Source organism: Rhizobium aouanii (assembly GCF_037002925.1).
In the GTDB taxonomy this organism is placed as follows: domain Bacteria; phylum Pseudomonadota; class Alphaproteobacteria; order Rhizobiales; family Rhizobiaceae; genus Rhizobium; species Rhizobium aouanii.
Window position 1 is genome coordinate 95,631 of sequence record NZ_JBAMYD010000005.1, and the last position, 26,334, is coordinate 121,964.

At 61.5% G+C, this 26,334-nt stretch carries 25 protein-coding genes; 15 read left to right on the plus strand and 10 right to left on the minus strand.

Annotated features, from left to right (window positions below):
- Nucleotides 1–9 precede the first annotated feature (9 nt).
- From V8P77_RS10505 to V8P77_RS10525, 5 genes are read left to right on the plus strand one after another with little or no spacing between them, the layout of a single operon-like run.
- On the plus strand, nt 10–1,014 hold the full coding sequence (locus tag V8P77_RS10505) for an ornithine cyclodeaminase family protein (protein WP_335912350.1): 1,005 nt from the start codon (nt 10–12) through the stop codon (nt 1,012–1,014).
- Between the two features lie 6 nt (nt 1,015–1,020).
- Entirely contained in the window at nt 1,021–1,839 is an 819-nt protein-coding gene (locus tag V8P77_RS10510) for a phosphate/phosphite/phosphonate ABC transporter substrate-binding protein (protein ID WP_335912352.1), read from the plus strand.
- A gap of 37 nt (nt 1,840–1,876) precedes the next feature.
- A complete protein-coding gene (locus V8P77_RS10515; protein ID WP_065283107.1) occupies nt 1,877–2,509 on the plus strand; it encodes an ABC transporter permease in 633 nt (210 codons plus the stop codon).
- Nucleotides 2,506–3,141, plus strand: coding sequence for an ABC transporter permease (locus V8P77_RS10520; protein ID WP_024319723.1), 636 nt, complete (start codon nt 2,506–2,508; stop codon nt 3,139–3,141). Before V8P77_RS10515 ends, V8P77_RS10520 begins: the two co-directional genes overlap by 4 nt.
- A 22-nt stretch (nt 3,142–3,163) precedes the next feature.
- Nucleotides 3,164–4,105 (plus strand): ABC transporter ATP-binding protein, encoded by a 942-nt coding sequence (locus tag V8P77_RS10525; protein ID WP_335912386.1) that lies wholly within the window; start codon nt 3,164–3,166, stop codon nt 4,103–4,105.
- Between the two features lie 69 nt (nt 4,106–4,174).
- Here the strand turns inward: V8P77_RS10525 and V8P77_RS10530 are convergent, their stop codons facing one another.
- Both V8P77_RS10530 and V8P77_RS10535 read right to left on the minus strand, forming a co-directional pair.
- Nucleotides 4,175–5,749 (minus strand): PQQ-dependent sugar dehydrogenase, encoded by a 1,575-nt coding sequence (locus V8P77_RS10530; RefSeq protein WP_335912387.1) that lies wholly within the window; start codon nt 5,747–5,749, stop codon nt 4,175–4,177.
- Nucleotides 5,749–6,183, minus strand: coding sequence for a DUF2231 domain-containing protein (locus tag V8P77_RS10535; RefSeq protein ID WP_335912388.1), 435 nt, complete (start codon nt 6,181–6,183; stop codon nt 5,749–5,751). Before V8P77_RS10535 ends, V8P77_RS10530 begins: the two co-directional genes overlap by 1 nt.
- A gap of 342 nt (nt 6,184–6,525) precedes the next feature.
- On the opposite strand from V8P77_RS10535, the gene V8P77_RS10540 reads away from it, so the two are divergent.
- The 9 genes from V8P77_RS10540 to V8P77_RS10580 all read left to right on the plus strand — a co-directional run bounded on the left by V8P77_RS10540 (nt 6,526) and on the right by V8P77_RS10580 (nt 17,952).
- On the plus strand, nt 6,526–7,554 hold the full coding sequence (locus V8P77_RS10540; protein WP_335912389.1) for a substrate-binding domain-containing protein: 1,029 nt from the start codon (nt 6,526–6,528) through the stop codon (nt 7,552–7,554).
- A gap of 68 nt (nt 7,555–7,622) precedes the next feature.
- Nucleotides 7,623–9,161, plus strand: a complete 1,539-nt coding sequence (locus V8P77_RS10545; protein ID WP_335912890.1) for a sugar ABC transporter ATP-binding protein — start codon at nt 7,623–7,625, stop codon at nt 9,159–9,161.
- Between the two features lie 28 nt (nt 9,162–9,189).
- Nucleotides 9,190–10,182 carry an ABC transporter permease gene (locus tag V8P77_RS10550; protein ID WP_335912391.1) on the plus strand — a complete coding sequence of 331 codons (993 nt, stop codon included), beginning with the start codon at nt 9,190–9,192 and terminating at the stop codon, nt 10,180–10,182.
- A gap of 1 nt (nt 10,183) precedes the next feature.
- Nucleotides 10,184–11,188, plus strand: coding sequence for a sugar-binding transcriptional regulator (locus V8P77_RS10555; RefSeq protein WP_335912393.1), 1,005 nt, complete (start codon nt 10,184–10,186; stop codon nt 11,186–11,188).
- Nucleotides 11,185–12,180: an aldo/keto reductase gene (locus tag V8P77_RS10560; RefSeq protein WP_335912891.1), complete on the plus strand. Its 996-nt coding sequence runs from the start codon at nt 11,185–11,187 to the stop codon at nt 12,178–12,180. Before V8P77_RS10555 ends, V8P77_RS10560 begins: the two co-directional genes overlap by 4 nt.
- A 12-nt stretch (nt 12,181–12,192) precedes the next feature.
- On the plus strand, nt 12,193–13,941 hold the full coding sequence (locus V8P77_RS10565) for a glycerol-3-phosphate dehydrogenase/oxidase (protein ID WP_335912394.1): 1,749 nt from the start codon (nt 12,193–12,195) through the stop codon (nt 13,939–13,941).
- A complete protein-coding gene (locus V8P77_RS10570; RefSeq protein WP_335912395.1) occupies nt 13,914–14,756 on the plus strand; it encodes a class I fructose-bisphosphate aldolase in 843 nt (280 codons plus the stop codon). Before V8P77_RS10565 ends, V8P77_RS10570 begins: the two co-directional genes overlap by 28 nt.
- A gap of 32 nt (nt 14,757–14,788) precedes the next feature.
- On the plus strand, nt 14,789–16,318 hold the full coding sequence (locus V8P77_RS10575; RefSeq protein WP_335912396.1) for an FGGY-family carbohydrate kinase: 1,530 nt from the start codon (nt 14,789–14,791) through the stop codon (nt 16,316–16,318).
- Nucleotides 16,319–16,320: 2 nt separating this feature from the next.
- The gene (locus tag V8P77_RS10580; protein WP_335912892.1) at nt 16,321–17,952 is read left to right on the plus strand and encodes a GMC family oxidoreductase; all 1,632 of its coding nucleotides are present in this window, start codon (nt 16,321–16,323) and stop codon (nt 17,950–17,952) included.
- 196 nt (nt 17,953–18,148) lie between these two features.
- Here V8P77_RS10580 and V8P77_RS10585 read toward each other — a convergent pair whose 3' ends face one another.
- Both V8P77_RS10585 and V8P77_RS10590 read right to left on the minus strand, forming a co-directional pair.
- Nucleotides 18,149–18,352, minus strand: a complete 204-nt coding sequence (locus V8P77_RS10585; RefSeq protein ID WP_003550088.1) for a cold-shock protein — start codon at nt 18,350–18,352, stop codon at nt 18,149–18,151.
- Between the two features lie 112 nt (nt 18,353–18,464).
- Complete coding sequence (locus V8P77_RS10590; RefSeq protein WP_335912431.1) at nt 18,465–18,977, minus strand: hypothetical protein; 513 nt, start codon at nt 18,975–18,977, stop codon at nt 18,465–18,467.
- A gap of 519 nt (nt 18,978–19,496) precedes the next feature.
- On the opposite strand from V8P77_RS10590, the gene V8P77_RS10595 reads away from it, so the two are divergent.
- A complete protein-coding gene (locus V8P77_RS10595) occupies nt 19,497–19,943 on the plus strand; it encodes a GNAT family N-acetyltransferase (protein ID WP_335912433.1) in 447 nt (148 codons plus the stop codon).
- 198 nt (nt 19,944–20,141) lie between these two features.
- On the opposite strand, the gene V8P77_RS10600 is transcribed toward V8P77_RS10595, so the two are convergent.
- The 6 genes from V8P77_RS10600 to V8P77_RS10625 are packed head-to-tail and all read right to left on the minus strand — an operon-like array spanning nt 20,142 to nt 26,330.
- Entirely contained in the window at nt 20,142–20,885 is a 744-nt protein-coding gene (locus V8P77_RS10600) for an ABC transporter ATP-binding protein (protein WP_335912434.1), read from the minus strand.
- Nucleotides 20,882–21,736, minus strand: a complete 855-nt coding sequence (locus V8P77_RS10605; RefSeq protein WP_335912435.1) for an ABC transporter ATP-binding protein — start codon at nt 21,734–21,736, stop codon at nt 20,882–20,884. The genes V8P77_RS10600 and V8P77_RS10605 overlap by 4 nt, the downstream gene beginning before the upstream one ends.
- Nucleotides 21,733–22,668, minus strand: coding sequence for an ABC transporter permease (locus tag V8P77_RS10610; protein WP_335912436.1), 936 nt, complete (start codon nt 22,666–22,668; stop codon nt 21,733–21,735). Before V8P77_RS10610 ends, V8P77_RS10605 begins: the two co-directional genes overlap by 4 nt.
- A 4-nt stretch (nt 22,669–22,672) precedes the next feature.
- Nucleotides 22,673–23,743 (minus strand): ABC transporter permease, encoded by a 1,071-nt coding sequence (locus V8P77_RS10615; RefSeq protein WP_335912438.1) that lies wholly within the window; start codon nt 23,741–23,743, stop codon nt 22,673–22,675.
- Nucleotides 23,744–23,748: 5 nt separating this feature from the next.
- Nucleotides 23,749–25,335, minus strand: coding sequence for an ABC transporter substrate-binding protein (locus V8P77_RS10620; RefSeq protein WP_335912439.1), 1,587 nt, complete (start codon nt 25,333–25,335; stop codon nt 23,749–23,751).
- A 44-nt stretch (nt 25,336–25,379) separates the two neighbouring features.
- Complete coding sequence (locus V8P77_RS10625; RefSeq protein ID WP_335912440.1) at nt 25,380–26,330, minus strand: dihydrodipicolinate synthase family protein; 951 nt, start codon at nt 26,328–26,330, stop codon at nt 25,380–25,382.
- Between the last annotated feature and the right edge of the window lie 4 nt (nt 26,331–26,334).

The following is a 26,334-nucleotide window of genomic DNA, read 5'->3' on the forward strand; positions in this document are numbered from 1 at the left end:
AAGCGGGAAATGCAGGAAATCTGGATCGATTATCTCAACGCCCTCGATGCCAAGGCGCTGGCGCTGACGAATGACGAGATTCTCGATGCGGTGTCGAAAGCGCTGGATGCGCAAGGCAGGGGCGAAACCGTCATCGAGCCGCGCGTGCATCTTGTGCCGGAGAGCTCCGACAAAGGCCATTTCAATGTGCTTCGCGGTTATGTCAAAGCGCTGAACTATGCGGGCGTCAAAGTCGTCGGCGATTTCGTCGACAACTATAAGGTCGATCTGCCCTCGGAACTTGCGGTCCTTAACCTGTTCGACCCGAACACTGGCGTGCCGAAGGCCGTTATCGACGCAACTGCTATCACCGACATGCGCACCGGCGCCGTGACCGCCCTTGGCGCGAAATATCTCGCCCGCAAGGACAGCAGGATTCTCGGCCATATCGGTGCGCGCGGAACCTCCTACTGGAATGTCCGGCTTCTCGACCATCTCTTCGACTTCGAGGAAATCCGCGTGCATTCGCGCCGGCCGGAAAGTCGCAATGCCTTCGCAATGCGCCTTGAGGCGGATCTCGGCAAGAAGATTATCGTCACCGACAATTGGCAGGATTGCCTCAAGGACGCCGATATCATGGTCGAAGCCAGCCGCCTGCCGGAACCGGCGCCGCTGTTCAAGACGGAATGGGTGAAGAAGGGAGCCTTCGTCGTGCCCTATGGCACGATGAGCGCGCTTGAATTCGATCTCACCGATATCATGGACAAGGTCGTCGTCGACGATTGGGGGCAATGCGGCCCCGGCAAACCGTTCGGAGCGCTTCGCCGTCACGTCGACGAGGGCAAGGTGACGGCCGAGAACTTGCATGCCGAAATCGGCCAGATCGTCTGCGGCATGAAACCCGGCCGCGAGAGCGACGAGGAGACGATCCTGTTCTGGCATCGCGGCCTCAGCACGACCGACGTGGCGCTCGGCGCCGCCATGGTGGAGAAGGCCAGGGAGATGAATATTGGCCAGCGCCTGCGGTTCGCATAAATAGCCATGGTCATCTCCAAGCCAATCGCCTGTTCGAGAATGTATAATCTCAGCCCGCGCATTCGCGGCCTGTGGGACGCGCTGTTTGCGCTGGTCGGCCTACGTTCCGGCGTCGAGCTGGAGATCATCGCCCATCCAGCACCAGCACCCTTGTCGGCGTTATGGGCGAGACCGGACATGGGAGCGGTCTTCATGTGCGGCTATCCGTTTTCGCGCATGCCCGAGGGCTTAAGACCGGCTGCCCTTGCTGCACCCGTCTCGAGCGAAGCATGGTCTTTGGACCAGCCGCTCTATGCCAGCCACATCCTCGTCGCCTCCACCGGACCGGTGACCGCCGTGGCGGATCTCGCTACGGCACGTTGGGGCTGGACGGTGCGCGATTCCCAATCGGGCTACCATGCGGCGCGCTCCTACCTTGCCGGCCGATTTGCGGGCACGATGAACCAGAGCACAACGGTTGGACCACTGCTCAACCCCTCAGGCATCGTCGCAGCCCTCAAGGATGGCAGGATCGATGCGGGCGCGATCGACGCCTATGCCTTCCAATTGTTGTCGCTGCACGAACGCGAAGCGATCGATGGTCTTCGTATTCTGGCGACGACCGATCCGCTTCCCGCGCCGCTATTGGTTGCCGCGCAAACATTGCCCGCGGACATCGCCACAGCGTTACAGCGGAGCCTCGTGACGTTGCATGAAACGCCTGAGGGAGCGGCGGCTTTGGAACGACTCGGCCTCAGACGATTTTCGGCGGTCGCTCCGTCGGCCTACGATGTCCTGCCGCAGAGAGCCGACGACGCCGATCGCAGATTGGGGATCTCATGGTAGACAGGCGAACGAGCGCCCGGACGCGGAGGTCTCGACGATGAAATGGGTCCCTAAACACCTCGACCGGCTATTCGAAGCGCTGTTGGAGCACCTGTATCTCGTTTTTTCCTCGGTCGGCATTGCTCTGGTGATCTCACTGATCGTCGGGATATGGGCGGCAAGGCGGCCGCGGAGCTTCGCGGTTATCATCATCTTCACCGGTATCCTGTTCGCCGTGCCGAGCCTGGCGCTGTTTGCGCTTCTCATTCCTGTCATGGGGATTGGGGCGGCACCCGCCATTACCGGTCTTGCCGCCTACTCGCTGATGATCCTGATCCGCAATATCGGCATGGGGTTTCAGGCAATTCCGCGTGACATACTCGAAGCTGCCGATGGCATGGGCTATGGCACCGCGCGCCGCATCTGGGAAGTCGAGCTGCCGCTGGCGATGCCCTATATCGTCGGCGGCATCCGCATTGCCATGGTGACGGTCATCGGCATCGCAACCGTTGCCGCTTATATCAATGCCGGCGGGCTCGGCGTCATCATTTTCGAAGGCATCGACCAGCGGTTTCCCGAAAAGATCATCGCGGGCGGGCTGCTGACGTCGTTTCTGGCGCTCTTTGCCGACTACTGTTTTGCATCGTTCGAAAAGCTGCTGCGCCGGCGCAGTGGAGGTAAAGCGGCATGATCGTTATCGATGCATTCAGCTGGATCTTCAACAACTCCGGCGCCTTCTTCAACGCTTTCAATCGCCATCTTCTGATGTGCGTGCTTTCGCTCGGCATCGCTTTCGTCATTGCCGTGCCGCTCGGATTTGCCGTCGCACGGGCACCTCGCGCCGCCTTTGCCGTGGTCAATATTGCCGGCGCCTTGCGCTCCATACCGAGCCTTGCGATCCTGTCGGCGGCGATGCCGTTTCTCGGCATCGGATTGTTGCCGTCGGTGGTCGCCCTCATCGTCCTTGCCGTGCCGCCGCTGCTGTTGAGCACGATCATCGGCATCCGCGAGATCGACGCTTCGGTGATCGATGCGGCCGATGGAATGGGCATGAGCGCCGGGCAGATGCTGTGGGAGATCGAACTTCCTCTGGCCGTTCCCTCGATTCTGTCGGGCGTCAGGACGAGTGCCATCCAGGTCATCGGCGGGGCGGCGCTGGCCTCCTTCATCGGCGGTGGCGGGCTTGGCGATTTCATCAATGCCGGCATTGCGATCATGAACATGCCGCGCCTTCTCGTCGGAGCGGTTCCGATCGCGCTGCTCGCGATCTTTGCGGAACTGGCGTTCGGCGCCTTGGAGCGCGTCTTCACTCAACGGCGCTAAGCGGCCGAAAGCGGATATCAGGATGATTCATCTCGACCATGTCACGAAGAATTACGACGGAAGCGGATCGCATGCCGTCGACAATCTCGATCTCCTGATCGAGACCGGTACGACGGTTGCCCTGATCGGTCCTTCGGGCTGCGGCAAGACCACGACCATGCGCATGATCAATCAATTGGAAACACCCACGACGGGACGTGTGCTGGTCGATGGCAGAGATATCGCCCGGGTCGATCAGAAAGAGCTGCGCCGCAGCATCGGTTATGTCATCCAGCAAGTCGGTCTGTTTCCGCATATGTCGATTGCGCGCAATGTCGCGACCGTGCCGCGGCTTCTTGGTTGGGAAAAGGCGCGCAGCGATCGCCGGGTCGACGAGCTGCTGGATCTCGTGGGTCTTGATCCGGCCATCATGCGGCAGCGCCTGCCACACGAATTGTCGGGCGGACAGCGTCAGCGTGTCGGTTTCGCGCGTGCGCTCGCCGCCGACCCTGCAATCATGCTGATGGATGAACCGTTCGGTGCCATCGATCCGATCACCCGCGTTCGGCTTCAGGACGAATTCCGCGATATTCTCAGGAAGGTGAAGAAGACCGTCGTCATCGTCACCCATGACCTCGATGAGGCGATTAAGATGGGCGATCGCATCGCCATCATGCGGGATGGCCGCCTCCTTCAATATGATAGCCCGCAGGAAATCCTCGCGCGTCCCGTCAACGAATTCGTCGAGAGTTTCCTCGGCCCCGACCGGGCTATAAAAAGGCTGAGCTTGATTGCCGTATCGATGATCATGACCGCGCCGGAACCGTCGAACGGCGATGCCGAGATTGCCGCTGATGCCACGGTTCACGACGCCTTGGCGCTCATCCTCGCTGGTGAGATGCCGGGCCTGCACGTTAGAGCCGCCGATGGGACGCTTGCGGGATATTTGTCTCGTGACACCTTGTTGCGCGCCAATCGGCTGTAGAGCATCCAGCAAAGTGCGCAGTAGTCTTGTGCCCATGAACGGTGCTTCGGATTCGGCACCTCCCAATTTTTAGAGACCTGATGCGGGGGCAATCTGCATCTGCGCAGGCCGGCGCTCATCCTGTTGTTGGCCGGAAGGTGGTTCCAGGCCGGCCGGGCGCTTATCGGGTGAGGCCGGCGGCGGCTGGGATTGAGCGGCCGACCCCGTCATCTCCGTTCCGATGTTTGGATCTACATCGGGAGTCTGATCTCTCGCCGCATTCGTCGAAACTTGCAATTTTACTTGGTCCGTGCCGATTGGCTGCGGCGTGATTTTGCCGTCGGACGACGATACGCGCCAGACAGTATTGCCGGCGTCATCGGCGACGAGCAGCGCTCCCGTCCCGTCGATCTCGACGCCAACCGGCCGTCCCTTCGCCTGGTCGCCCTGGATAAACCCTGTGACGATGTCCTGCGCCTTGCCGGAGGGCTTGCCGTTTTCGAATGGTACGTACACGACTTTGTAGCCGTTGAAGCTGTCCCGATTCCAACTGCCGTGCTCGCCGATGAAGGCGCCGTTGGCGTAGGCGGCCGGCAGCGCTGAATTCATAGAAAAGGTCAGTCCGAGCGCGGCGACATGGCTCGACAGCGAATAATCCGGTGGGATCGCCCTTTCGACCATGTCGGGACGCTGCGGATGCACGCGCGCATCGACATGCTTGCCATAATAGCTCCATGGCCAGCCATAGAAACCACCTTCCTTGACCGAGGTCATGTAATCGGGAACGAGGTTCGGCCCGAGTTCGTCGCGCTCGTTGACGACCGTCCAGAGCACACCTGTCTCAGGGTTGAAGGTGAGGCCGTTTGGATTGCGCAGACCTGAGGCGAAGACGCGCGCCGCGCCGGTGTGCCGGTCGACCTGCCAGATCGCCGCACGGCCCTTTTCCGCCTCAAGCCCGTTCTCGGCGATGTTGGAATTCGAGCCGACCGAGACGTAAAGCATCTGCCCATCGGGGCTCAGCGCCAGATCCTTGGTCCAATGATGATTGATCGGACCACCGGGGAGGGGCGTCAGGGTTTTCGATTGGGCGGTGATTTCATTCTGCCCAAGTTCATAGGGGTAGGCGAGAATGGCGGACGTCGAGGCGACATAAAGGGTGTTGTCGACCCAGGCGACACCGAACGGCGAATCGAGTTTCTTGAGGAGATCGTGCCTCTCATCCACCGTGCCGTCGCGATTCGCGTCACGCAGCAGTGTGATGACGTTGCTTTCCTTCTGCTCGCCGCCGCCGCCACGAGCGATCGACATGATCCAGCCCCGGATCAAATCCTTCGGCCGTGATGTCGGTTCGCCTGATGGGCCGCGCGACTGGACTACCAGTACGTCGCCGTTCGGCAAGGTGTGGATTGTCCTCGGATTGGCGAGGTCATTGGCGTAAGCAGTGACCGTCAAACCGTTCGGGGCGGCCGGCGTCTCACCATCCTTCCAGCCAACGACCTCCGCTACCTTTAGATCAGGCAGCAGTGAGGCGGTTGGTTCCGGAAGGACGGGGTTCGGTCCGATCTGCTGAGAGATATCAAAACCTCCGTTCTGGGCGTAAGCCGCAAGACCGACGCCGACAGATATCGACAGAACCGAAGCGCGGAGAACCTGGGACTTCATCATCATATCCTCCAGGCCAGTCTGGCATATTTGCGAGCGGAAACTGCTGCGGCCACCAGGCACAAGATAAAGGTGACGGCCGACAGCATCAGTCCATATGGGACTACGGCCGTCCATCCATCGCCGGCATGGATAAGATTGTTGGCAAAGGAGAGGCCCAATATGATCAGATAGAGCAGGGCGGACAGGAGCGGCGGCCGCAACGGGCGGGTGCGGGGACGCATCAGATCCATCAATCCGGCCAGAACCGCAAGCGAGCCCAACATGAGCCCGGCGAGCAGCAACCATGCAGAGAAATTCTGCCACATCAGATTGCCGGTCTGCCAGAAAGCAATATCGGTCGCTAGCGCGAGCGTGAAGCAGACGAAAGGAAAGGGGACGAACAGCGACTGTATCGGATAGGCGGCCGAGTCTCGATTGCTGGCGGATATAGCCATCGCATGCTCCGTGGGGCTGAGAGCTTGAGGATGCCTATCCAACCCGCGGCGAGAGCAGATGGTTCCGCTGTCGCACCTTCGAAAGCGCAACCTTCGTCACCCAATAACTGCTCACCTGCTCTGTCCCCTGTTAGCGGTATTCGCCTAAGGCGCTATCGACATTCCGCATACAATCTTTTGTGAAATATATTTCACTGTATGAATTATATTGACAGCGCTCTGCCGTTGCGATTATCTGCCCATACCGGACTTCGAGGAGGAACTCCGGTCTTCAATGGATCATCGGCAGCCGCTGAGGCGCCGCCGGATATTTGGGAGGGGCTTCGGCCTCGAGGAGGAAACTTGCGCAAATTTCTAAGCACGACCGCATTGGCGGTCCTTGCATCGACGCTTTTCGCCGGCGCGGCCAGCGCGAACACGGAAAATCCGTTCCGCTGCAAGCCCGGTGAAAAATACGTCATGAACGTCATGGTATCGGGCGTCGAATATTGGTTCCCGGTCTATGAAATGTTCAAGCAGGCCGGTCAGCAGCTCGGTTGCGAGACCGCCTATACCGGCACGCCGGAATATGACGTCAACAAACAGATCGCCACTTTCGACCAGGCACTGGCCCAGAACCCGGCCGGCATTCTCGTTCACCCGATGAACTCCGACCCGTTCATCGAGCCGATCAACCGGGCGATCGACCAGGGCACGGCGGTCGTGACCTTCGCAGCTGATGCGCCGCTCTCCAAGCGCATCTCGTTCGTCACCTCGGACAATACCCGCGAAGGCACCTATGCGGCCGACGCGATCGCCGGAAAGATGGGTGGCAAGGGTGAATATGCCGTCCTCGAAAATCCAGGCCAAGACAACCACGACAAGCGTATCGCCGCCTTCATCGCCCGTATGGAGGAAAAATATCCGGAAATGAAGCTGGTCGGCCGCGCTGCGTCCAACCAGGACCCGAACAAAGCCTATCAGGGCCTGATGAGCCTGGTGCAGGCACATCCGAATATCGGCGCCGTCTTCATGCCGGAAGCGAACTCGGCCATCGGCGCTTCGCAGGCCAACAAGGAAAGCGGCGGCAAGATCCTCGTCATGTGCGCAGACGTCAACGCCAACATCCTCGACATGATCAAGGCGGGCGAAGTGTTCGGCTCGATCAATCCGAACCAGGGCATGCAGGGTTACATGGGCTTCATGCTCCTGTGGCTTGCTAAGCATCCGGAACTCATCGACCCGATGAACGACGCCAAGCGCGTTGGCTTCAATCCGATGAGCATTCCCTTCGTCGACAACGGCCTGTCGATCGTCACGGCTGCCAATGCCGACGACTTCTACTGGGACAAGTACCTGAAGCGGCGGGGCACCAAAGGCATCGAGGAGTAGACTTTTGTGCCGGCTGTCCGGGGCGTGATGCTTCGGACAGCCGCCTCAAGCGTGAGGAGGGGACGATGATGGTGTCGGTACCGGTTCTGGAAATCCGCAATGTCAGCAAGCACTTCGGTGCGGTGAAGGCGTTGACGGAGGTGAGCTTCAGCCTGGAAAAAGGCGAGGTTCATGCGCTTTGCGGCGAAAACGGTGCGGGCAAGTCGACGCTGATGAACATTATTGCCGGCGTGCTGCAGCCGACCGAGGGAGACGTTCTCGTCGATGGCGCGCCGGTAAAGGTAACGTCGCCGGCCGTGGCGCAATCGCTCGGGCTTGGCCTCGTGCATCAAGAAATCGCGCTCTGCCCCGATGCGACGGTGGCCGAGAACATGTTCATGGCCGCGACCAACCGTCGCCGCTCGCCTTTCATGAATTATGGCCGGCTGGAGCGGGATGCGCAGGTCGTGATGAATCGTTTGGCGCCGATCGACGTACGCCGCAAAGTCGGCGACTTGTCCATTTCCAGCCAGCAGCTTGTCGAGATTGCCAAGGCGCTGACGCTCGATTGCCGGGTGTTGATTTTCGACGAGCCGACGGCCGCATTGACGGAATCGGAGACGCAGATCCTGTTCGCAATCATCCGCGACCTCAAGGCGCAGGGTATTTCGATCATCTATATCAGCCACCGCATGGCCGAAATCTTCAGCCTGTGCGACCGGGTCACCGTGTTTCGCGATGGCCGTTATGTCTCGACGGACAAGGTGGCGGATTTGACGCCGGATGATGTGGTGCGCCGCATGGTCGGGCGCGAGATCACCCAGCTGTATCCGGAAAAACAGGCGCTGGCGGAGCGGACCGATGAGATCATCCTGCGCGTCCGCGATCTCGGCGACGGCAGCCGCTTCACGGATGTCAACTTCGACCTGCGCAAAGGGGAAATTCTCGGCCTCGGCGGGCTGATCGGCTCGGGCCGCACCGAGATAGCCGAAGGAATTTGCGGGTTGCGACCGGTAACCGGCGGCGAGGTGCAACTGCATGGACAGCGGCTGCGGGCGCGGTCCTATGCGCAGGCGGCGCAAGCGGGCGTCGTCTACCTGTCGGAAGACCGGAAAGGCTCCGGCATTTTCCTCGATCTTTCTATCGCCCAGAACATTGCCGTTCTCGATTTGAAATCGCTGACCGGACCGCTGGGACTGTTGAATTCCAAGGCCGAGGCGGATCGTGCCCACAACCTGGTCCGACGGCTCGGCGTGCGGATGGGTGGCATCGACATGCCGGTCTCATCGCTGTCCGGCGGAAACCAGCAGAAGGTGGCGATTGCCAAGCAGCTGGCGGTCAATCCCAAGGTCATCCTGATGGACGAGCCGACCCGCGGCATCGATGTCGGCGCCAAATCGGAAATCCACCGGCTGCTGCGCGATCTCGCGCGCTCCGGCATCGGCATCGTCGTCATCTCGTCGGAACTGCCGGAGCTTCTCGGCCTGTGCGACCGGGTGCTGGTCATTCACGAAGGCACGGTTGCAGGCGAGGTCGAGGGCGAGGCGATCACGGAGGAAGCGATCATGCGGCTCGCCTCGGGGATCGGCGGCCACAACAATTCAAAGGCATCAGAGCATGCCGCATAGGGAAAAAGCAGGGGCAGGAGACAGGGTCATGGCGGACGCTACATTGGCAACGGCACATCAGGCACGCGCGCCCGGCTGGAAACGGCTGGGGACGATGCGCGAGGCGGGACTGATCGCGATCATCCTGACGCTCTGCATCGCCATGAGCTTTGCCTCGCCGCATTTTCTGACGCTCGGCAACTTCCGGGCGATGCTGATGTCGTTTTCGGTGGAAGGGATCGTCGTCGTCGGCATGACCATCCTGTTGATCGTCGGCGGCATCGACCTGTCGGTCGGCTCGGTCGTCTGCTTCTCGATGGTGCTGTCGGGTTCGCTGTTCCTGATGGGGCTCGATCCGTGGAGCGCATCCCTGATCGGCATTATCGCCAGCGGCCTGATCGGCTGCGTCATGGGCTTCTTCGTCACAATCGTCGGGCTCAACCATTTCATCACCTCGCTTGCGGCCATGGTGATCGTGCGCGGTATCTGCCTGATCATCACCAAGGGTACGCCGCTGTCGCTGTTCACCTTGCCACCCTCGTTCAAGGCGGTCGGGCAGGGCACGTTCTATGGTGTGCCCTATGTGATCCTGATTTTTGTCGCCGTCGTCGTGCTGTTCGATTTCCTGCTGCGCCGGGCAACCGCTTTCCGCAAGGTGTTCTACACCGGCAGCAACGAGAAGGCGGCACTCTATTCCGGTATCAAGACCAACCAGGTGAAGTTCTGGGTGACGGTGCTCTGCGCCACGCTGTCCGGTGTTGCCGGGGTGATCTACATGTCGCGCTTCGGTGCCGCGACCCCGACCTTTGGCGTCGGCATGGAACTCAACATCATCGCAGCCGCGGTGATCGGCGGTGCGTCGCTGAATGGCGGCTCCGGCACGATCCTCGGGGCAATTCTCGGCATCGCCCTGCTGTCGGTCGTAACAAGCTCGTTGATCTTGCTCGACGTGTCTGTCTATTGGCAAGACATGATCAAAGGCTGCATTCTACTTGCTGCCGTCTCGATCGACCATTTTCTGCACAAGCGGAAGGCTGCCTGATATGCCGATAGCCAAACTCAAACCTGCAAATGCGCCGCGCGAGGAAATCGTCATCGCCCGGCAGATGCATCAGGCTCTGGTCCTGCATTTCCTCGAGGGACTGACACAGGCGCAGATTGCCGACCAGCTCGGCATCTCGCACGCTACCGTCAACCGCCTGATCAAGCGCGGCCGCCAGCTCGGTCTGGTCGAGATCAAGATCAAGTCGCCGGTCGAGCCGCTGGTCGATATGGAAGAACGGCTACGAGCGCTTGGCGGCATCGGCCGCGCCGTGGTGGTGCCGACAGTGTCCGACAACCCGCAGACGGCGCTTCAAGCCGTCGGCGAAGCGGCAGCAAGGTTGCTGCTGGAAGAGATCACCGACGGCGATACGATCTGCATCACCGGCGGCAAAGGGGTGAGCGCCGTCGTCGCTGGTCTGCAGCCGCCGCGTCGTTTTGATGTCGAGGTCATTCCAGCAACCGGCTGCGTGCAAGGGAAGCACTATACCGACGTCAACCATGTCTCGACCTTGATGGCCGACCGGCTTGGGGGGCGTTCCTACCAGATCCACGCGCCCCTCTTTGCCGATAATGCCGAGCAGCGGGCGATGCTGATCAACATGCGTTCCGTCGCAGACGTTTTCAAACGGGGGCGCGAGGCGAAGGTGGCGGTGGTCGGCATCGGCTCGATCCTCTCGGACGATTCGAGCTATTACGATCTGCATCCGTCCTCGAGCACCGACCGCGCCGCGATCGAGCGGTCCGGGGCCTCCTGCGAGTTGCTGGCGCATCTGCTCGATGATCATGGCCAAGTCTGCGACTACAGCCTCAACCGTTCGCTGGTGTCGCTGACGCTGCCGGAATTCGCCTCGATCCCCACCAAGATCGGTGTGGCGAGCGGGCCGAACAAGGCGGGTCCGATCCTCAGCGTTCTGCGCGGCAATCATCTGAATACGCTGGTGACCGATGAGGCGACGGGTGCTCGGGTGCTGGCACTTGCGAATGGGGAGAGAAAATGGGCATGAATGGACAGCAACTGACACGTGAGATCGGCAAGTCAGGTGTTTCTGCCTCGGCGGTCGGACTGGGCACTTGGGCGATCGGCGGCTGGATGTGGGGCGGGACCGATGAGGCCGAATCCATCGCCGCCATCCAGGCATCGCTCGATGCCGGCGTGACGCTGATAGACACGGCGCCGGCCTATGGGCTTGGACGTTCCGAGGAGATTGTCGGCAGGGCACTGACCGGGCGCCGCGACAAGGCTGTCATCGTCACCAAATGCGGCCTTGTCTGGCATACGCAGAAGGGTCGTCATTTCTTCGACCAGGACGGCAAGCCGGTGCACCGTTATCTCGGCCGTGACGCGATCCTGCATGAGGTCGAGGAAAGCCTGAGGCGGCTTAGAACCGATTATATCGACCTCTACATCACCCATTGGCAGGACCCGACGACCGCGATCGAGGAAACGATGCGGGCGCTGGAAGACCTGCGCAGATCGGGCAAGATCCGGGCGATCGGTGCAAGCAATGTCAGCCCCGACGACCTCAATGCCTATATCGCTGCCGGTGGTCTCGACGCGATCCAGGAGCGGTTCAGCATGATCGACCGGGAGATCGAGGCGGAGCTTCTGCCGCTGACCGAGGCCAACAGCATTGCGACGCTGAGCTACTCGTCGCTGGCGCTGGGGTTGCTGTCCGGCACCATCGGTCCTGACCGGGTGTTCTCAGGCGACGACCAGCGCAAGGGCAATCGGCGCTTTTCGGTCGACAACCGCCAGAAGGCAAAGGCGCTGGCCGAAGCCATCCGGCCGGTCGCCGAAAAACACGGCGCCAGCATCGCCCAGATCGTGATTGCCTGGACGTTGGCGCAGCCGGGCATCACCTTTGCACTTTGCGGGGCGCGCAATCCGGCACAAGCGCTCGACAATGCGAGGGCCGGGACGATCCGGCTGGATGCGGCCGAGCTTGCGGCCATCGATACGGCCATAGCGGCGAAACTGACTGACATGGACAGGTAGCGGATCGCCATCATGAAACGGCAAGAGATATTGGACGGGCTCCGCCAGAGCCCGAAGGTGGACGTCTGTGTCATCGGCGGCGGCATCAACGGCATCAGCGTCTTTCGGGAGCTGTCGCTGCAGGGGCTGAACGTGCTGCTCGTCGAGAAACACGACTATTGTTCCGGGGCCAGTTCGGCGCTGTCGCGCATGGTGCATGGTGGGCTTCGCTATCTTGAAAACGGCGAATTCAAGCTGGTGCAGGAATCGCTGGTCGAGCGGGACCGGCTGCTGCGCAATGCACCGCATTACGTCGCGCCGCTGCCGACGACGGTGCCGGTGTTCGATATCTTTTCCGGCCTCGGCAATGGCATCGTCCGCTTCCTGGGCCTCAGCCGCCGCCCGAGCCGGCGTGGCGCCGTCGCCATCAAGGCGGGCCTGAGCATCTATGATTTCCTCACCCGCAAACGGGCGCTGATGCCCCGCCACCAGTTCCGCGGTCGGCGCACGACGCTTGCCAAGTGGCCGGCGCTCAATCCCGACATCAAGAGTTCCGCCACCTATTTCGACGCCTGGGTCAGCCATCCGGAGCGGCTGGGCATCGAGCTTCTGCAGGATGGTCTTTCGGCCAAGTTCGGAGCGGTGGCGCTGAATTATGCGGAACTGCGGCGGACCGAGGATGGCCAATATCGTGTCGAAGACCAGATCGGCGGCACATCCGTTGCTGTCGAACCGGCGCTGATCATCAACGCCACCGGCGGCTGGATCGACATCGCCAATCAGACCCTGTTTTCGCCAGAAGCGCGGCCGGCTCCGCTGATGGGCGGCACAAAGGGCTCGCATTTGGTCGTCGACAATGCGGAGCTGCGCGAAGCGCTCGCCGATCACATGATCTACTATGAGAACGAGGACGGGCGGATCTGTATCCTGTTTCCCTATCTCGGCAAGGTTCTCGTCGGTTCCACCGATATCCGCGTCGACGATCCGGAAACCGTGCGCTGCGAGGCGGACGAGCGGGACTATATCCTGCAATCGCTCGCCTTCGTGCTGCCTGATATTGCCATCCGGCCGGAACAGATCGTTTTCCAGTTTTCCGGCGTGCGGCCCCTGCCGGCCAGCACCGACAGTTTTACCGGGCGCATTCCGCGCGATCATTTCTGCACGGTCGTAGAGCCGAAGGATGGCGGCCCACCGGTTCTGTGCATGATCGGCGGCAAGTGGACGACATTCCGGTCCTTCGGGGAACTGGCGGCCGACATGGCTCTGGAACGGCTAGGCAGGCGGCGCCGCGTTGCGACAACTGATCGGCCGATCGGCGGCGGGCGGGCATTTCCCGCCAACGCACCTGTCTGGCTTGCGCAAGTGGCGGCCAGTAAAGGCCTTCCCGGCGGGCGCATGGCTGAGCTGTTTGCCCGATACGGCACGGATGCCGAGGCGGTTGCCGGTTTTATCGCGGCAGGTCCCGATGCCGTGCTGCCGCACGCCGGCTACTCGGTGCGCGAATTGCAGTGCCTGATCCGCTGTGAAGCGGTGGAACATCTCGAAGACCTGCTTTTACGGCGCACGACGCTTGCCATTTCGGGCGAGCTTACGCTCGACATGATGGGTGCCGTACTCGACCTGCTGGCGCAGGAAAAGCATTGGACGCTTGCGGATCGCATCCGTGAGCGCGACCGTTTTCTCACCCTTCTCACCGAACGCCACGGCGTCAACGAAGACATGCTTTCCGCAAGGAACGAACCAAGGAGCATAGAATGCGACACAACAGCAAAGTCCGGATGAACCGGTTGTTCGGCGGCGACCGCTGCCTCGACGTGGCGATCGATCACGGCGTCTGTAACGAACCGTCCTTCCTCAACGGGCTGGAGGATATTCAGGCCGTCGTCAAGGCCCTGGTTTCTGCCGGGCCGGATGCGATCCAGATGAATTACGGCCAGGCGGACCTGCTGCAGGACGTACCCGGCAAGGACAAGCCGGCACTGGTCATGCGCATCGACATGGGCAACCCCTATAACCGGATCCGCCACCGCGACATGTGGGCGGTGCTGCAGAACGAGGCCGAGCCGTTGATCGGCGCGATCGAAATGGATGCAGCCTGCATCGTCGTCAACCTGTTCATGCTGCCGGACGAGCCGGACCTGTTCCGCCAATGCGTGCAGAACATTTCCCGCGTGCGGGCCGATTGCGACAAGTATGGCATGCCGCTGATGATCGAGCCGCTGGTGATGCAGCCGGTCACCGAAAAGGGTGGCTACATGGTCGATGGCGATGCCGACAAGATCGTTACCTTGACGCGGCTCGCCCGCGAGATGGGGGCGGATATCGTCAAGGCGGATCCGACCGCCAACGCCGAGGATTTCCACAGAGTGGTGGAAGCAGCCCGTTGCCCGGTTCTGGTGCGCGGCGGCGGCAAGGAAGATCTTCGTGCCGTCTTCGATAAATCCGCCGCCTTGATGCGACAGGGCGCAATGGGCATGGTTTATGGGCGCAACATCTATCAGCACGCCAATCCGAGTGCCGTGGTGCGCGGGCTGATGGCGATCGTGCACGAGGATGCGAGCGGCGAACAGGCCTTTGCGCTCTACCAGCAGGGCTGAGCAGCGATTTCGAATCTTGGGAGGGGTTCTGCATGGGAAACTATCTTTTGGGGCTCGATGCCGGAAACACCGTCATCAAGGCGGTAATTTTCGACCGGGCGGGCAACGAGATCGCGGCTGCGTCGGAAGAGGGGCACAGCCGCATGCCGAGCCCGGGGCATGTCGAGCGGGGGTTGGACGAATTATGGGCGAATGCCCGGCAGGTCATCCGCGCCTGCATCAAAAAGGCAGGGATCCGGCCGGAGGAAATCGCCGCGATCGGTTGCGCCGGGCATGGCAACGGTCTCTATGCGCTTGATCGCGACGGCGCTCCGCTCATCGGCATCCAGTCGCTCGACACGCGGGCGGCCGGGCTGGTGGATGAATGGCGAGAAGCCGGCGTTGGTGACCGGACCTATCCGATTGCCCGCCAGCGCCCGTGGCCATCCCAGACGCCGACATTGCTTGCCTGGCTGAAGCGTCACCGGCCGGAACTGTTCAATCGCATCGGTACCGTGTTCTTCTCCAAGGATTTCGTCGTCAACCGCCTGACCGGCCGCCGCGTCAGCGAAGTATCCGACATGTCGGGTGCCGGTCTGCTCGATCTGGCCGCGCGACGCTACGACAGGTCACTGATGGAAGCCTATGGACTGAGCGATTGCATGGACCTCTTGCCGCCGCTCATCGAAAGCGCCGACATTGCCGGGACCGTGACGGAAGAGGTGGCGACGCAAACCGGGCTCGCCGCCGGTACGCCTGTGGTCGGCGGGCTGTTCGACGTCGTCGCCTCGGCGCTCGGCTCGGGCGTTTCGCGTACCGGCAGCGCCTCGATAATTGCCGGCACCTGGAGCATCAACCAGGTCGTTATAGACAGTCCCGACCTTGATGGGCCGGTCTTCATGTCCTCGACCTTCGATCGCAGCCGCTACATGGCGATGGAGAACAGCGCCACCTCGGCTGCCAATCTCGAATGGCTGGTGCGGGAGTTCTTCCAAGGCGAGCACGCGGCAGGCGTTTCGCCCTTCGATGCCTGCTGCGCGCTGGCCGGGGCGATCGAGCCCGCAGCAGACGACCCGCTCTACCATCCATATCTCTATGGCGCCCAACAGGACGGGCACGCACGCGCCGGCTTCTACGGCATTGCCGGCTGGCACATCAAAGGACATCTCGTTCGCGCGCTTCTCGAAGGTGTCGCCTTCGGTCATCGCCAGCACATCGAGACGATCCGAAAGGCCGGCGCGGTATTCAACGAGGCGGTGCTCTCCGGCGGCGGCTCGCGCAGCCTGATCTGGCCGCAGATCTTTGCCGATGTGCTCGGCGTACCCGTCACTGTCGCCCGCTCGCGCGAAACCGGTGCACTGGGCGCGGCGATTGCGGCCGGAACCGGCGTCGGCGTCTTCGCGGATTTCGGCGCCGGTGCTGCGGCCATGGTCCGGACCGAGCGGCATTATCGCCCGGATGTCTCGCTCGAGGCGCATTATGCGCGGCGCTACGCTCTTTATCAGGATATCGCCGAAGCGATGACACCGCTCTGGCGGCGTCTGACGGCGGTCCCGCCGGCGGCAGCGGGGGCGGCGGCGTGAATATGCGTGTGGATGATGCAGCCATTGATGCGGCCATTGATGCGGGAAGCTACGACTTCATCATCGTCGGCGCGGGATCGGCGGGATGCGTTCTGGCCAACCGGCTGTCGGCCGATCCGAAAACCCGCGTCCTGCTGCTCGAAGCCGGCGGCAGCGACCGGTATCATTGGGTGCATGTGCCGATCGGCTATCTCTACTGCATGGGCAATCCACGCACCGATTGGATGATGAGGACGGCGGCGGAAGCCGGACTGAACGGCCGGTCACTGCCCTATCCGCGTGGAAAAGTGCTGGGCGGCTGCTCGTCGATAAACGGCATGATCTACATGCGCGGCCAGGCGGCCGATTACGACGGCTGGCGGCAGGCGGGTAATTCCGGCTGGGGCTGGGACGACGTGCTGCCCTATTTCTTGAAATCCGAGGACAACTATCGTGGCCAGTCGCGGATGCACGGGGCAGGCGGCGAATGGCGGGTGGAAAAGCAGCGGCTGTCCTGGCCGATCCTCGATGCCTTTCGCGATGCGGCCGAAGAACTCGGCATCCCGAAGACCGACGATTTCAACGATGGCGACAATGAAGGCTCGGGTTATTTCGAGGTCAACCAGCGCGGTGGCTTGCGCTGGAACACGACGAAGGCCTTTCTGCGTCCGGCGATGAAGCGGCCCAATCTGCGTGTGCTGACCGGCGCCGAAACCGAGCGGCTGGAATTCGACGGCAGAATGGTGACTGGCGTACGGTTCCGGCTGAACGGGCAGAACCATCTGGCTCGCGCCGGTCGCGAGGTCATCCTGTCTGCCGGTGCGATCAATTCGCCGAAAATCCTGGAGCTTTCCGGGGTCGGACGCCCGGATGTGCTGTCCGCGGCCGGACTGGACGTCGCCCATGAACTTCCGGGTGTCGGCGAAAACCTGCAGGATCATTTGCAAATCCGTACGGTCTTCCGCATCGAGGGCGCAAAGACGCTCAACCAGCTCTATCACAACCTGTTCACCAGGACGGGTATGGGGCTTGAATATATGCTGCGCCGGTCCGGGCCGCTGTCGATGGCGCCGAGCCAGCTCGGTATCTTTGCCAAGAGCGATCCGGCCGTTGCGACCGCCGATCTCGAATATCACGTGCAGCCCTTGAGCACCGACCGGCTCGGCGAGCCGCTGCACAAATTTCCCGCCGTCACCGTCTCCGTCTGCAATTTGCGGCCGGAAAGCCGGGGGACTGTGCATGTTGGCGGCCCGGACTTTTCGGTGGCGCCGGAAATCCGCCCGAATTATCTTTCGACCGTTGGCGATCGGATGGTTGCGACGAAATCGATCCGGCATGCCCGCCGGCTCATGGAGGCCGGTGCGATCGCCAAGTACCGGCCGCAGGAGATGTTGCCGGGCACGGAATACCGGACTGACGAGGAGCTGATCCGTCGCGTCGGCGATATCGCCACAACGATCTTCCATCCGGTCGGTACCTGCAAGATGGGCAGCGACACGATGGCGGTTGTCGATCCGCAATTGCGGGTGCATGGGCTCGAGAAACTGCGGGTGGTCGATGCCTCGATCATGCCGACGATCGTGTCGGGCAACACCAACTCACCGGTGATCATGATTGCCGAGAAGGCCGCGGAGAGCATTCTGTCAGTGGCGTGATGTGATCAGCTGATCGCATCGTCTAAAACGAATGCGTGGAACACCGTGCAGCGGTTTTGCGCCAACGACGTGCGTAACACAAAGACCTAAAGCGCGAAGATCACGACGCGCTTGAGAGTACGAAGGCATTCGCGCCCGCGACTCGTGACGATGAGCCCAACCCGCTCAACGCAGGCTGGGCCATCTTCGATTTCGATCAGAGAGTCGAGACGTTCTCAGCCTTCGATTTTCCGGTCTTGCGATCCTGTCCAACTTCGAAGCTGACCTTGTCGCCTTCGCGGAGCGACCCGCCGCTCTGCAGCGCAGACACGTGAACAAAAACGTCCTGTCCGCCACCCTCAGGGGTGATGAAGCCGAAGCCCTTGTCGTCATTGAAGAATTTAACGGTACCTGTCGGCATGAGATAACTATTTCCTTGTATCGTTCAGCGATTTGCGAAGGCGAAACTATAGCTTCGGCGCTTCTCTATCAACCCTTTAGCACGCCAGCGGCTCTTTGAACGCAAAAAGATATCAGCTCCGACGAAGCTCAATGCGGCTCGTAACAACCGATCGACCTGTAGCGGGGTCGGTATCGACGGTTGTGAGACGCATGCCCGATGCCCCGGTTTTTTCGATCGTCATCTGCGCACGTCGATCGCCATTGACCTCTTTCGCCCATTTGATCGCGAGGTTTATGGCATTACCAGCGCGTTTTCCGCCGAGGCCCGCGGTGCCGCTGCCCGCGCCGACGTAGGAGCCGGTGTAGGTGTCACCGCTGGCCTTGAGGTTGGCGCTGATGGCACGGGAAAAAATGGCGAGACTGGTGCAGCGCCCATTGAGTGCAAGGGAACTTGCATTCGCATCCGACTTGAAACGGCAAGTGACTTTCATGGTGGGTGCATTTGTCCGCACTTTCACCGTACCCTTACCGCTCCAATTTCCCGCCAGTGTCTTGAGGAAAGCGGACTCGTCGGCATTGGCGGCGCCGGCCATGAGCATTGACGCCGCCGCTGCGGCGATGGCGCATACAAGGACCTTCACCATCTGAGTAACTTTCGGGCCGCGTAACATCCGCATCATGACGCTCAGTTGATCGAGGAGGAGGGTGTCATATAACCACTCGGCGGTGAATTGGTTCCGTATGGGACGTATTCGCTCGCCGCGGAGCACGCGTTTTCAACAGGATCGAACTACCGATGCTGCCCATGCGCGCTGAAAGGGGATTGCCGCATCCTCGACCTGCGAAGCATTCACCGGACGGCCCTGAACCGGGTGCGTTAATCGCGTCCGGCTCGGGTTTGCCGAAAAGAAAAGATGCTGCCTGCGCCCGAAGAGATCATTCGTCCAGTCCCGCTTGGGATCTTGCGGCTTCACGTGAGGATGGAAATAGAGCATTTTCAATGCTGGGCTCAGCCGGGCGGGGCCCGGACCTGCTTAGGGCAGCCGCGATCTTTACCTTTTTTAGGGACAAGCTCGGCGAAAAACCTGCGGATGCAGGCAACACACCATTGCGAAACCAATAGCCTTCGGCGAATGTCACCTCACGTGGCGTGAGGCGAGTTTATGTCATTTCGGATCGAGCGTCTGGTTGAAAAACACATTAGCGGCGCGGCCGGCGTGTTGGTAAATGCCTATGCCCTGCCGCCGTGGAATGAGAGCTGGTCGCTTGAGGCGGCTGCAGAAAATGTAACCTATGTGCTTGAAACTCCCAGGTCAATTGCACTTGCGGCAGTTGACGGAGACAAGGTGCTCGGCATTGCGCTCGGAATACGACAGCGGCGCCATACCGGCCCCGTCATTTATGTGGACGAGCTTTCAGTGCAGCCCGACGCACAGGGTAAGGGAATAGGGACCGCTCTACTTTCTGCAATGTTCGAAACAGCCACAGTTGAAGGATGTAGCAGCGTGTGGCTGATCTCACAACGAGGAGGGGCGCTGTCGGAGTTCTATCAGCGTTGCGAATTTGCCGTGATAAGCGAGCTTGGCCTGTACTCCAGATCAAGCGGATAACGCCAGATTGGGAATCTCCGATCCGCCAGCGAAAATCCTGAGTATGCCCGGGTGAAGGTGCGAGTGGCCGAGCGTCTTTCAACGCTTACGCAACATCATCGGCGATCGATACTGCCTTTGGTTTGGGCAGCCGGATCGGCTTGATATGGATGGCGGGCCTGCGACGACGCCAAGAAGCAGCCGCGTATCGATCGAGAATTACGCCCTTCCGTACATCCGGCTGGCGCGCAGCAGGCGTTGCGAATAGGGGTGTTCGACAGCACCTCTTCGCAAGGCACCGACATCGACCTGTTCGACGATCTCGCCCGCTTCCATGATGGCGACGCGGCTGCACATGTGCGAGACAACGGCGAGGTCATGGCTGACCAGCAGATAGGTCAGCCCGCGATTGGTGCGCAAATCCTGGAGGAGATTGAGGATTTCGGCCTGAACCGACACGTCGAGCGCCGATGTCGGTTCGTCGAGAAGCAGAACGTCCGGATCCAGCATCAGCGCGCGGGCGATCGCCACGCGCTGGCGCTGGCCGCCGGACAGCTGGTGTGGAAATCTGTAGCTCAGCGCCGGATCGAGGCCGACCGATCTCAGGACGGCGTTGACGTCGACGGCATTCGTATCCAGGCCCTGGTTGCGCAGCGGTTCTTTGAGCTGGGAGCGGATGGTCTTGCGGGGATGGAGGGATCCATAGGGGTCCTGGAACACCATCTGCACCTGGCGGAAGAACGGCCGGCTGCGCCGTCGGTCCAGAGTCTCGCATTGGAGCTCGATCCGGCCGTCATAATTGGCGTTGAGGCCGGAAAGCGCCCGCAGGACAGTGGACTTCCCGCAGCCGGACTCGCCGACCAGGCCGAAGGCGGTCCCCTTCTCGATGGAAAGGCTTACATCTCTGACGACAGGCCGCTGGCCATGTCCGAAACGGATGGTGAGATTGTCGATTTTGATCACCGCGGCGGCTCCAATGCGGGTTCTTCGAGCCAGGCGGGATCCCGCTTCAGGATCGGCAGCCGGGCGGGTGGATCCTCGATCGTCGGCAGGGATGCCAGCAAGCCTTGCGTATAAGGATGTCGGGCCTTGTCGAGATCGCGCGCTTCGAGCACTTCCACGACCCGCCCCGCATACATGATGAGGACGCGATCGCAGAAATTCCGGATGAGATTGAGGTCGTGGCTGATGAAGATCAGGCCGAGATTGCGGCGCAAGACGAGCTCGTCGAGCAGAGCCAGGATCTCGAGCCTCACCGTCACGTCGAGCGCTGACGTCGGCTCGTCGGCGATCAGCACTTCGGGTTCGGCAATCAACATCATGGCGATCATCGCCCGCTGACCCATGCCGCCCGAGATTTCGTGCGGATAAAGGCGGGCCACGCGCTCGGGATCACGGATCTGGACGGCTTCGAGCATATCGAGCGCTTGGCTGTAGGTCTTGCTCTTGTTCGCCCTCGGATGGTGGAAGCGGTAGGTCTCGGCGATCTGTTCGCCGATCCGCATGACGGGATTGAGCGAATATTTCGGATCCTGCAGGATCAGGCCGATCCGCCGCCCCCTGATCGTCATCATCGTTTTTTCGTTCGCGTTGAGCAGATCGACGTCGCGAAAGCGCATCCGCTCGGCATTGACGATCGCCGTCGGTGGCAGCAGCTTCATGATGGCGCGGCCAACGGTCGACTTTCCCGATCCGGATTCACCGACGATCCCGAGCTTTTCCTGTCCAAGCGAAAAGCTCACGCCGCGCACGGCCCGCACCTGTCCGCCGCCGAAGGCGATTTCGAGGTTTTGAATATCGATCAGGTCAGTCATTCCGAACCTCGGGGATCGAGAACATCGCGAAGCGCATCGCCGACCAGGTTGAAGGCGAGGCTGACCAGCGCAATGGCAATGCCGGGTGCCGCGATGACCCAGGGGCTGTCGAGCATGAATTCACGTCCGCTGGCGGCCATCGAACCCCATTCCGGCCACGGCGGCTGCGCGCCGAGGCCGAGGAAGCCGAGGCCGGCGGCGGTGATGATGATGCCCGCCATGTTGAGCGTGACGCGGACGATCACCGAGGGAATGCACATCGGCAGGATGTGGCGGGTGATGATCGCAATTGACGTCGCGCCCTGCAGACGTACGGCGGCGATATAGTCCGCCTTGCGAAGGCTGAGCGTCTCGGCGCGCGCAAGGCGCGCGATCGGCGGCCAGGCCGTCAGCGAAATCGCGATGATCGCATTGGTGATGCCCGGACCGAGCGCTGCGGCAAAACCCAGCGCCAGCACGAGGCCGGGGAAGGAGAGAAAAATATCGGTGACGCGCATCAGGATTTCATCGACGATGCCGCCGAAATAACCTGAGACGGTGCCGATCAGCAGGCCGAGCGGGGCGACAATGACCGTGACGAGCATGATGATGTAGAGCGTCGTGCGGGCGCCATAGATCACGCGGGAAAAGACGTCGCGGCCGAAATTGTCGGTGCCGAGCCAATGGCTCGCCGATGGCGCGGCAAGACGCCCGGCCATGTCCTGACCGATCGGATCGTAGCTCGTCAGCAGGGGTGCGGCCAGCGCCACGACGATCAGCAGCAGGATGATGGCCAGTCCCGCGAGGCCAAGCGGGTGCAGGCTGAATTTCCGCCAGCCCTGATGAATTTGCTGCGTCGATGACTGGAACCAGCCGCGAGGCTCCGGTGCGAGCAGCCAGTTGCGAAGGCCGCCGGTGTTGACGCTGTCTGCGTGCTCAGAGGAGATCGTCATGGCGTCACCGTGTCCTCGGATCAAGAATGCGATAGAGGAAGTCCGACAGGATGTTGATCGTCAGGAAGACGGCGCCAATCGTCAGCACCGAACCCATGACCACGTTCATGTCGTTCATCTGCAGCCCCCGGGTCAGGTACTGGCCGAGTCCGGGCCACCCGAAGACGGTCTCGATCAGCACCGCGCCTTCGAGCAGACCGCCGAAGGTCAGCGCCATGATCGTCAGGAGTTGTACGCGGATGTTCTTGAATGCATGGCGCCAGACCACCTTTCGGGTGCCGAGCCCCTTGGCCCGCGCGGTGATGATGTATTCCTGGCTCAGTTGCTCCAGCATGAAGCTCCGCGACATGCGGCTGATATAGGCGACGGAATAGTAGCCGAGGATTGCCGCCGGCAGGATGATGTGGCCAAGGGCGTTGTAAAACACGTCCCATTGGCCCTGAATCGCCGCGTCGATCAGGAGGAAGCCCGTCATCGGCGTGACGAGGCCTTCATAGAAGACATCGATCCGGCCCGAGGCGCCGACGAGTTTCAGCTTCGCATAAAAGACGAAGAGTGCCATCAGCCCGGTCCAGAAAATCGGGATGGAGTGGCCGGCAAGGGCGACGATCCGCGCGACGTGGTCGATAACGGTTCCGCGCCTGACCGCAGCTGTGATCCCTAAGGGAATGCCGACGATCGCCCCGATGATCATGGCGATGATCGCAAGTTCGATCGTCGCGGGAAAGATCGTCAACAGATCGGTGAGGATCGGCTGGCCTGTCGTCGCCGACATGCCGAGATCGCCTGTGGCGATCTTGCCGACGTAGGAGAGGAACTGCATCCAGATCGGCTGCCCAAGACCCAGCTCGTTATAGACGCGATCGTAAACCTCCTTGCTGACTTCCGCCCCGGTGATTGATAGCACCGGGTCGGCGGGCAGCAGGCGGCCCATCGAGAAGGTCAGGAAGAGCAGGCCGAGCAGCGTCGTCACGACGGCCACAACGCGTCCCGCCAGGCGCCGCAGCAGGCTCAGTCCCGGGTGCGGGGCCGCCTCGGCGAACCCACCCTTCGATGTCATATCGGCGCTCGCCACGCGTTCTACTCCTTGGTCACGTCATGCCAGCGCGTCGACCAGGTCGTATGCCCGTGATAGCCCTTCACGTTGGCGCGCATGACATAGGGGTCGGTTCGCTGGAAGAAGATGACCAGCGGCGAAGCCATGCCGGCATAGATGCCATCCATCTTCTTGAAGATGTCGGTGCGCTTTTCCGTGTCGCGCTCCTTCATCGATTGGTCGATGAGCGTGTTGAGCTCGTCCACCTTCATGCCCGTGCGCCAGAGGTAATAGCTGCCGAGGCGTGCCTCGTCGCTATTGTCGGGGTTGAAGGCATATTGCGTGGCCACGGCGAAGGGATCGGGCAGGCGGGCGCCGGAATTGCCGAGCAGGACTTCGAATTTGCGCTCGCGGAAGGCGGGCGTAAACTCGCCGGGCACGAGATCGAGATCGATGCCGGCGGCGCGGGCACTCGCCTGCAGCGCTTCGGCGAAGGGCAGGGTCGGGGCTCCCGACGGATTGAGCACCTTCTTCAGTCCGTTGGGATATCCAGCCTCCGCAAGCAGTTGCTTGGCCTTGGCAGGATCGTAGTCGTAGCGGATTGCCGCCTCCTCCGGCGCGCCGATCATCCCGCGCGGGATCATCGACTGCCAGGGAAAGCCGGTATGGCGCATGATGTTGCCGGAGATCGCTTTCCAATCGAAGGCATGCTGGAAGGCCTCGCGAACCTTCGGCTTCTGCAGATCCGGGTCTTTCTGGTTGAGGGCGATATAGTAGAAGCCGAGACCCGGGACATTCTCGATAACCATGTCCTTCTTAGTGGCGAGCGCATCGAGATCGCCGCTTGCCACATACTGGCCGACGTCGACGTCGCCGGCTTCGAGCTGAAGCCTGAGATTGCCGGATTCCGGGATATGGCGGGCGACGACGCGAGCCATGGCCGGCTTGCCGCCCCAATATTTCGGCTGCGCATTGAAGATTGCCACATCGTTCGGCCGCCATTGCGCCAAGCTGAACGGCCCGCTGCCGGCGGAATTGGCCGAAAGCCAGGCGCCGCCGAAATCGCCGTTCGCCTCGTGCGACAGAACCGTCTTCTTGTCGACGATGCCGATCGACGAGCCCGCCAGCGAATAAAGCACGAGATCGGTATTGACCGCCTGCGGCAGCTCGATCTCCAGCGTATGCTCGTCCTTGGCCCGCACGAGCTTTTCGACGTTCTCGGCTGTGAAGCCCCAGAGCGCGATGTCGGTGGAGCCGACCTGGCCCATCTTGATGACGCGCTGGATCGACCAGGCCGCATCCTCGGCGGTCACCTTGTTGCCGCTCTGGAAGATTGCGTCGTCGCGCAGGGTCATCGTGATGATCTTGCCGTCCGGCGAGACGCTCCATTGCGTCGCAAGCATCGGCTTCAGCGTTTTAAGATCGTCCGGCGACAGCTGCACGAGGTTGTCGTAGAGGTTCGAGATCAGCTCGGAAACCGTGCGGGCATTGTTCTGGGCCGGATCGAGCGTCCTTATGCCGGTGAGATTGGTGCCGATCACCAGCATGTTGGGCGGTGAGGCGGCCCAACTCGGTTGCGCCGCCATCAGGGCGCCGGTAATAGCGATCGTTGTCAGTACGTGTCTCAGCATCTCAAGACCTCCCAATCCTGTTGCTCGTGGAAATAGTATCGAATTCAGCCCGCCGCCTTTACGGCCGGCTGGTCTGAATGTGTTTGAATGTCGCCTTCGACCTCCCAGCCTTGAAGCAGTCGATGAAGCTCCTCGCGGTCCTGCTGGTCGAGCTGCGGCAATCCCGGCACGCGCACAGGGCCGACATCGAGACCGGAATAGGTGACGGCCTCCTTGACGACGGTCACGTTCGCGCCGTTGCGGAATTTGGTCCGCATCCGCTCGAATGGCTCGAGCTTGTTGACGATCGCCCTGGCCGCGGCAAAATCGCGTCTTTCGAGCGCAGCGTGGACCTCAAGCGAGAGCTTCGGCGCGACGTTGACAAGGCCGGACGTGAAGCCGCGGGCGCCGGCCGCGGTAAATGTCGGCGCCCAGCTTTCCGCCAGGCCGCAGACGAACAGCGCGCCGCCGGGATCGGCCGCCGGGATCGCTCTCGACAGCAGCATCAGGTCAGTCGTCGCAAACTTGATGCCGGCAATATTGCCATGGTTTGCCAGGCGGACGATATCGGCGACGGCGAAACCATCCGCCCTGACATAGGCGATGAGCGGCAGGGCCGAAGCATCCGCAAGATTGCAGAAATAGTCGATCTGGGCAGCAGGTGCTGCGAAGGGATCGACGGGCTGATGGGACATGACGGCGGATGCGCCGATCGCGGCCGCATCTTTCGCCATGCCGATCGCCTCGCGCAGCGACCGGCCGACTGCCGCCGTCACCGGTGCCTTGCCGTCGACACCTGAAACCGCTGCCTCGTGGACGATCCTGATTTCCTGCGGCGTTAGCGCATAGAATTCCCCGGTATTGCCGGCAGCGACGATGTTGTGAATGCCCGCCGCCGCCACCCGCGCATAGACCTTCGCCGTAATCCCAGGTTCGACTTCGCCTCTCCCGTCATAGGCCGTGACGGGAACACCCGAAACGCCCGTAAGCGCCTTGCGCATGATCGCGATGCTCATCTTT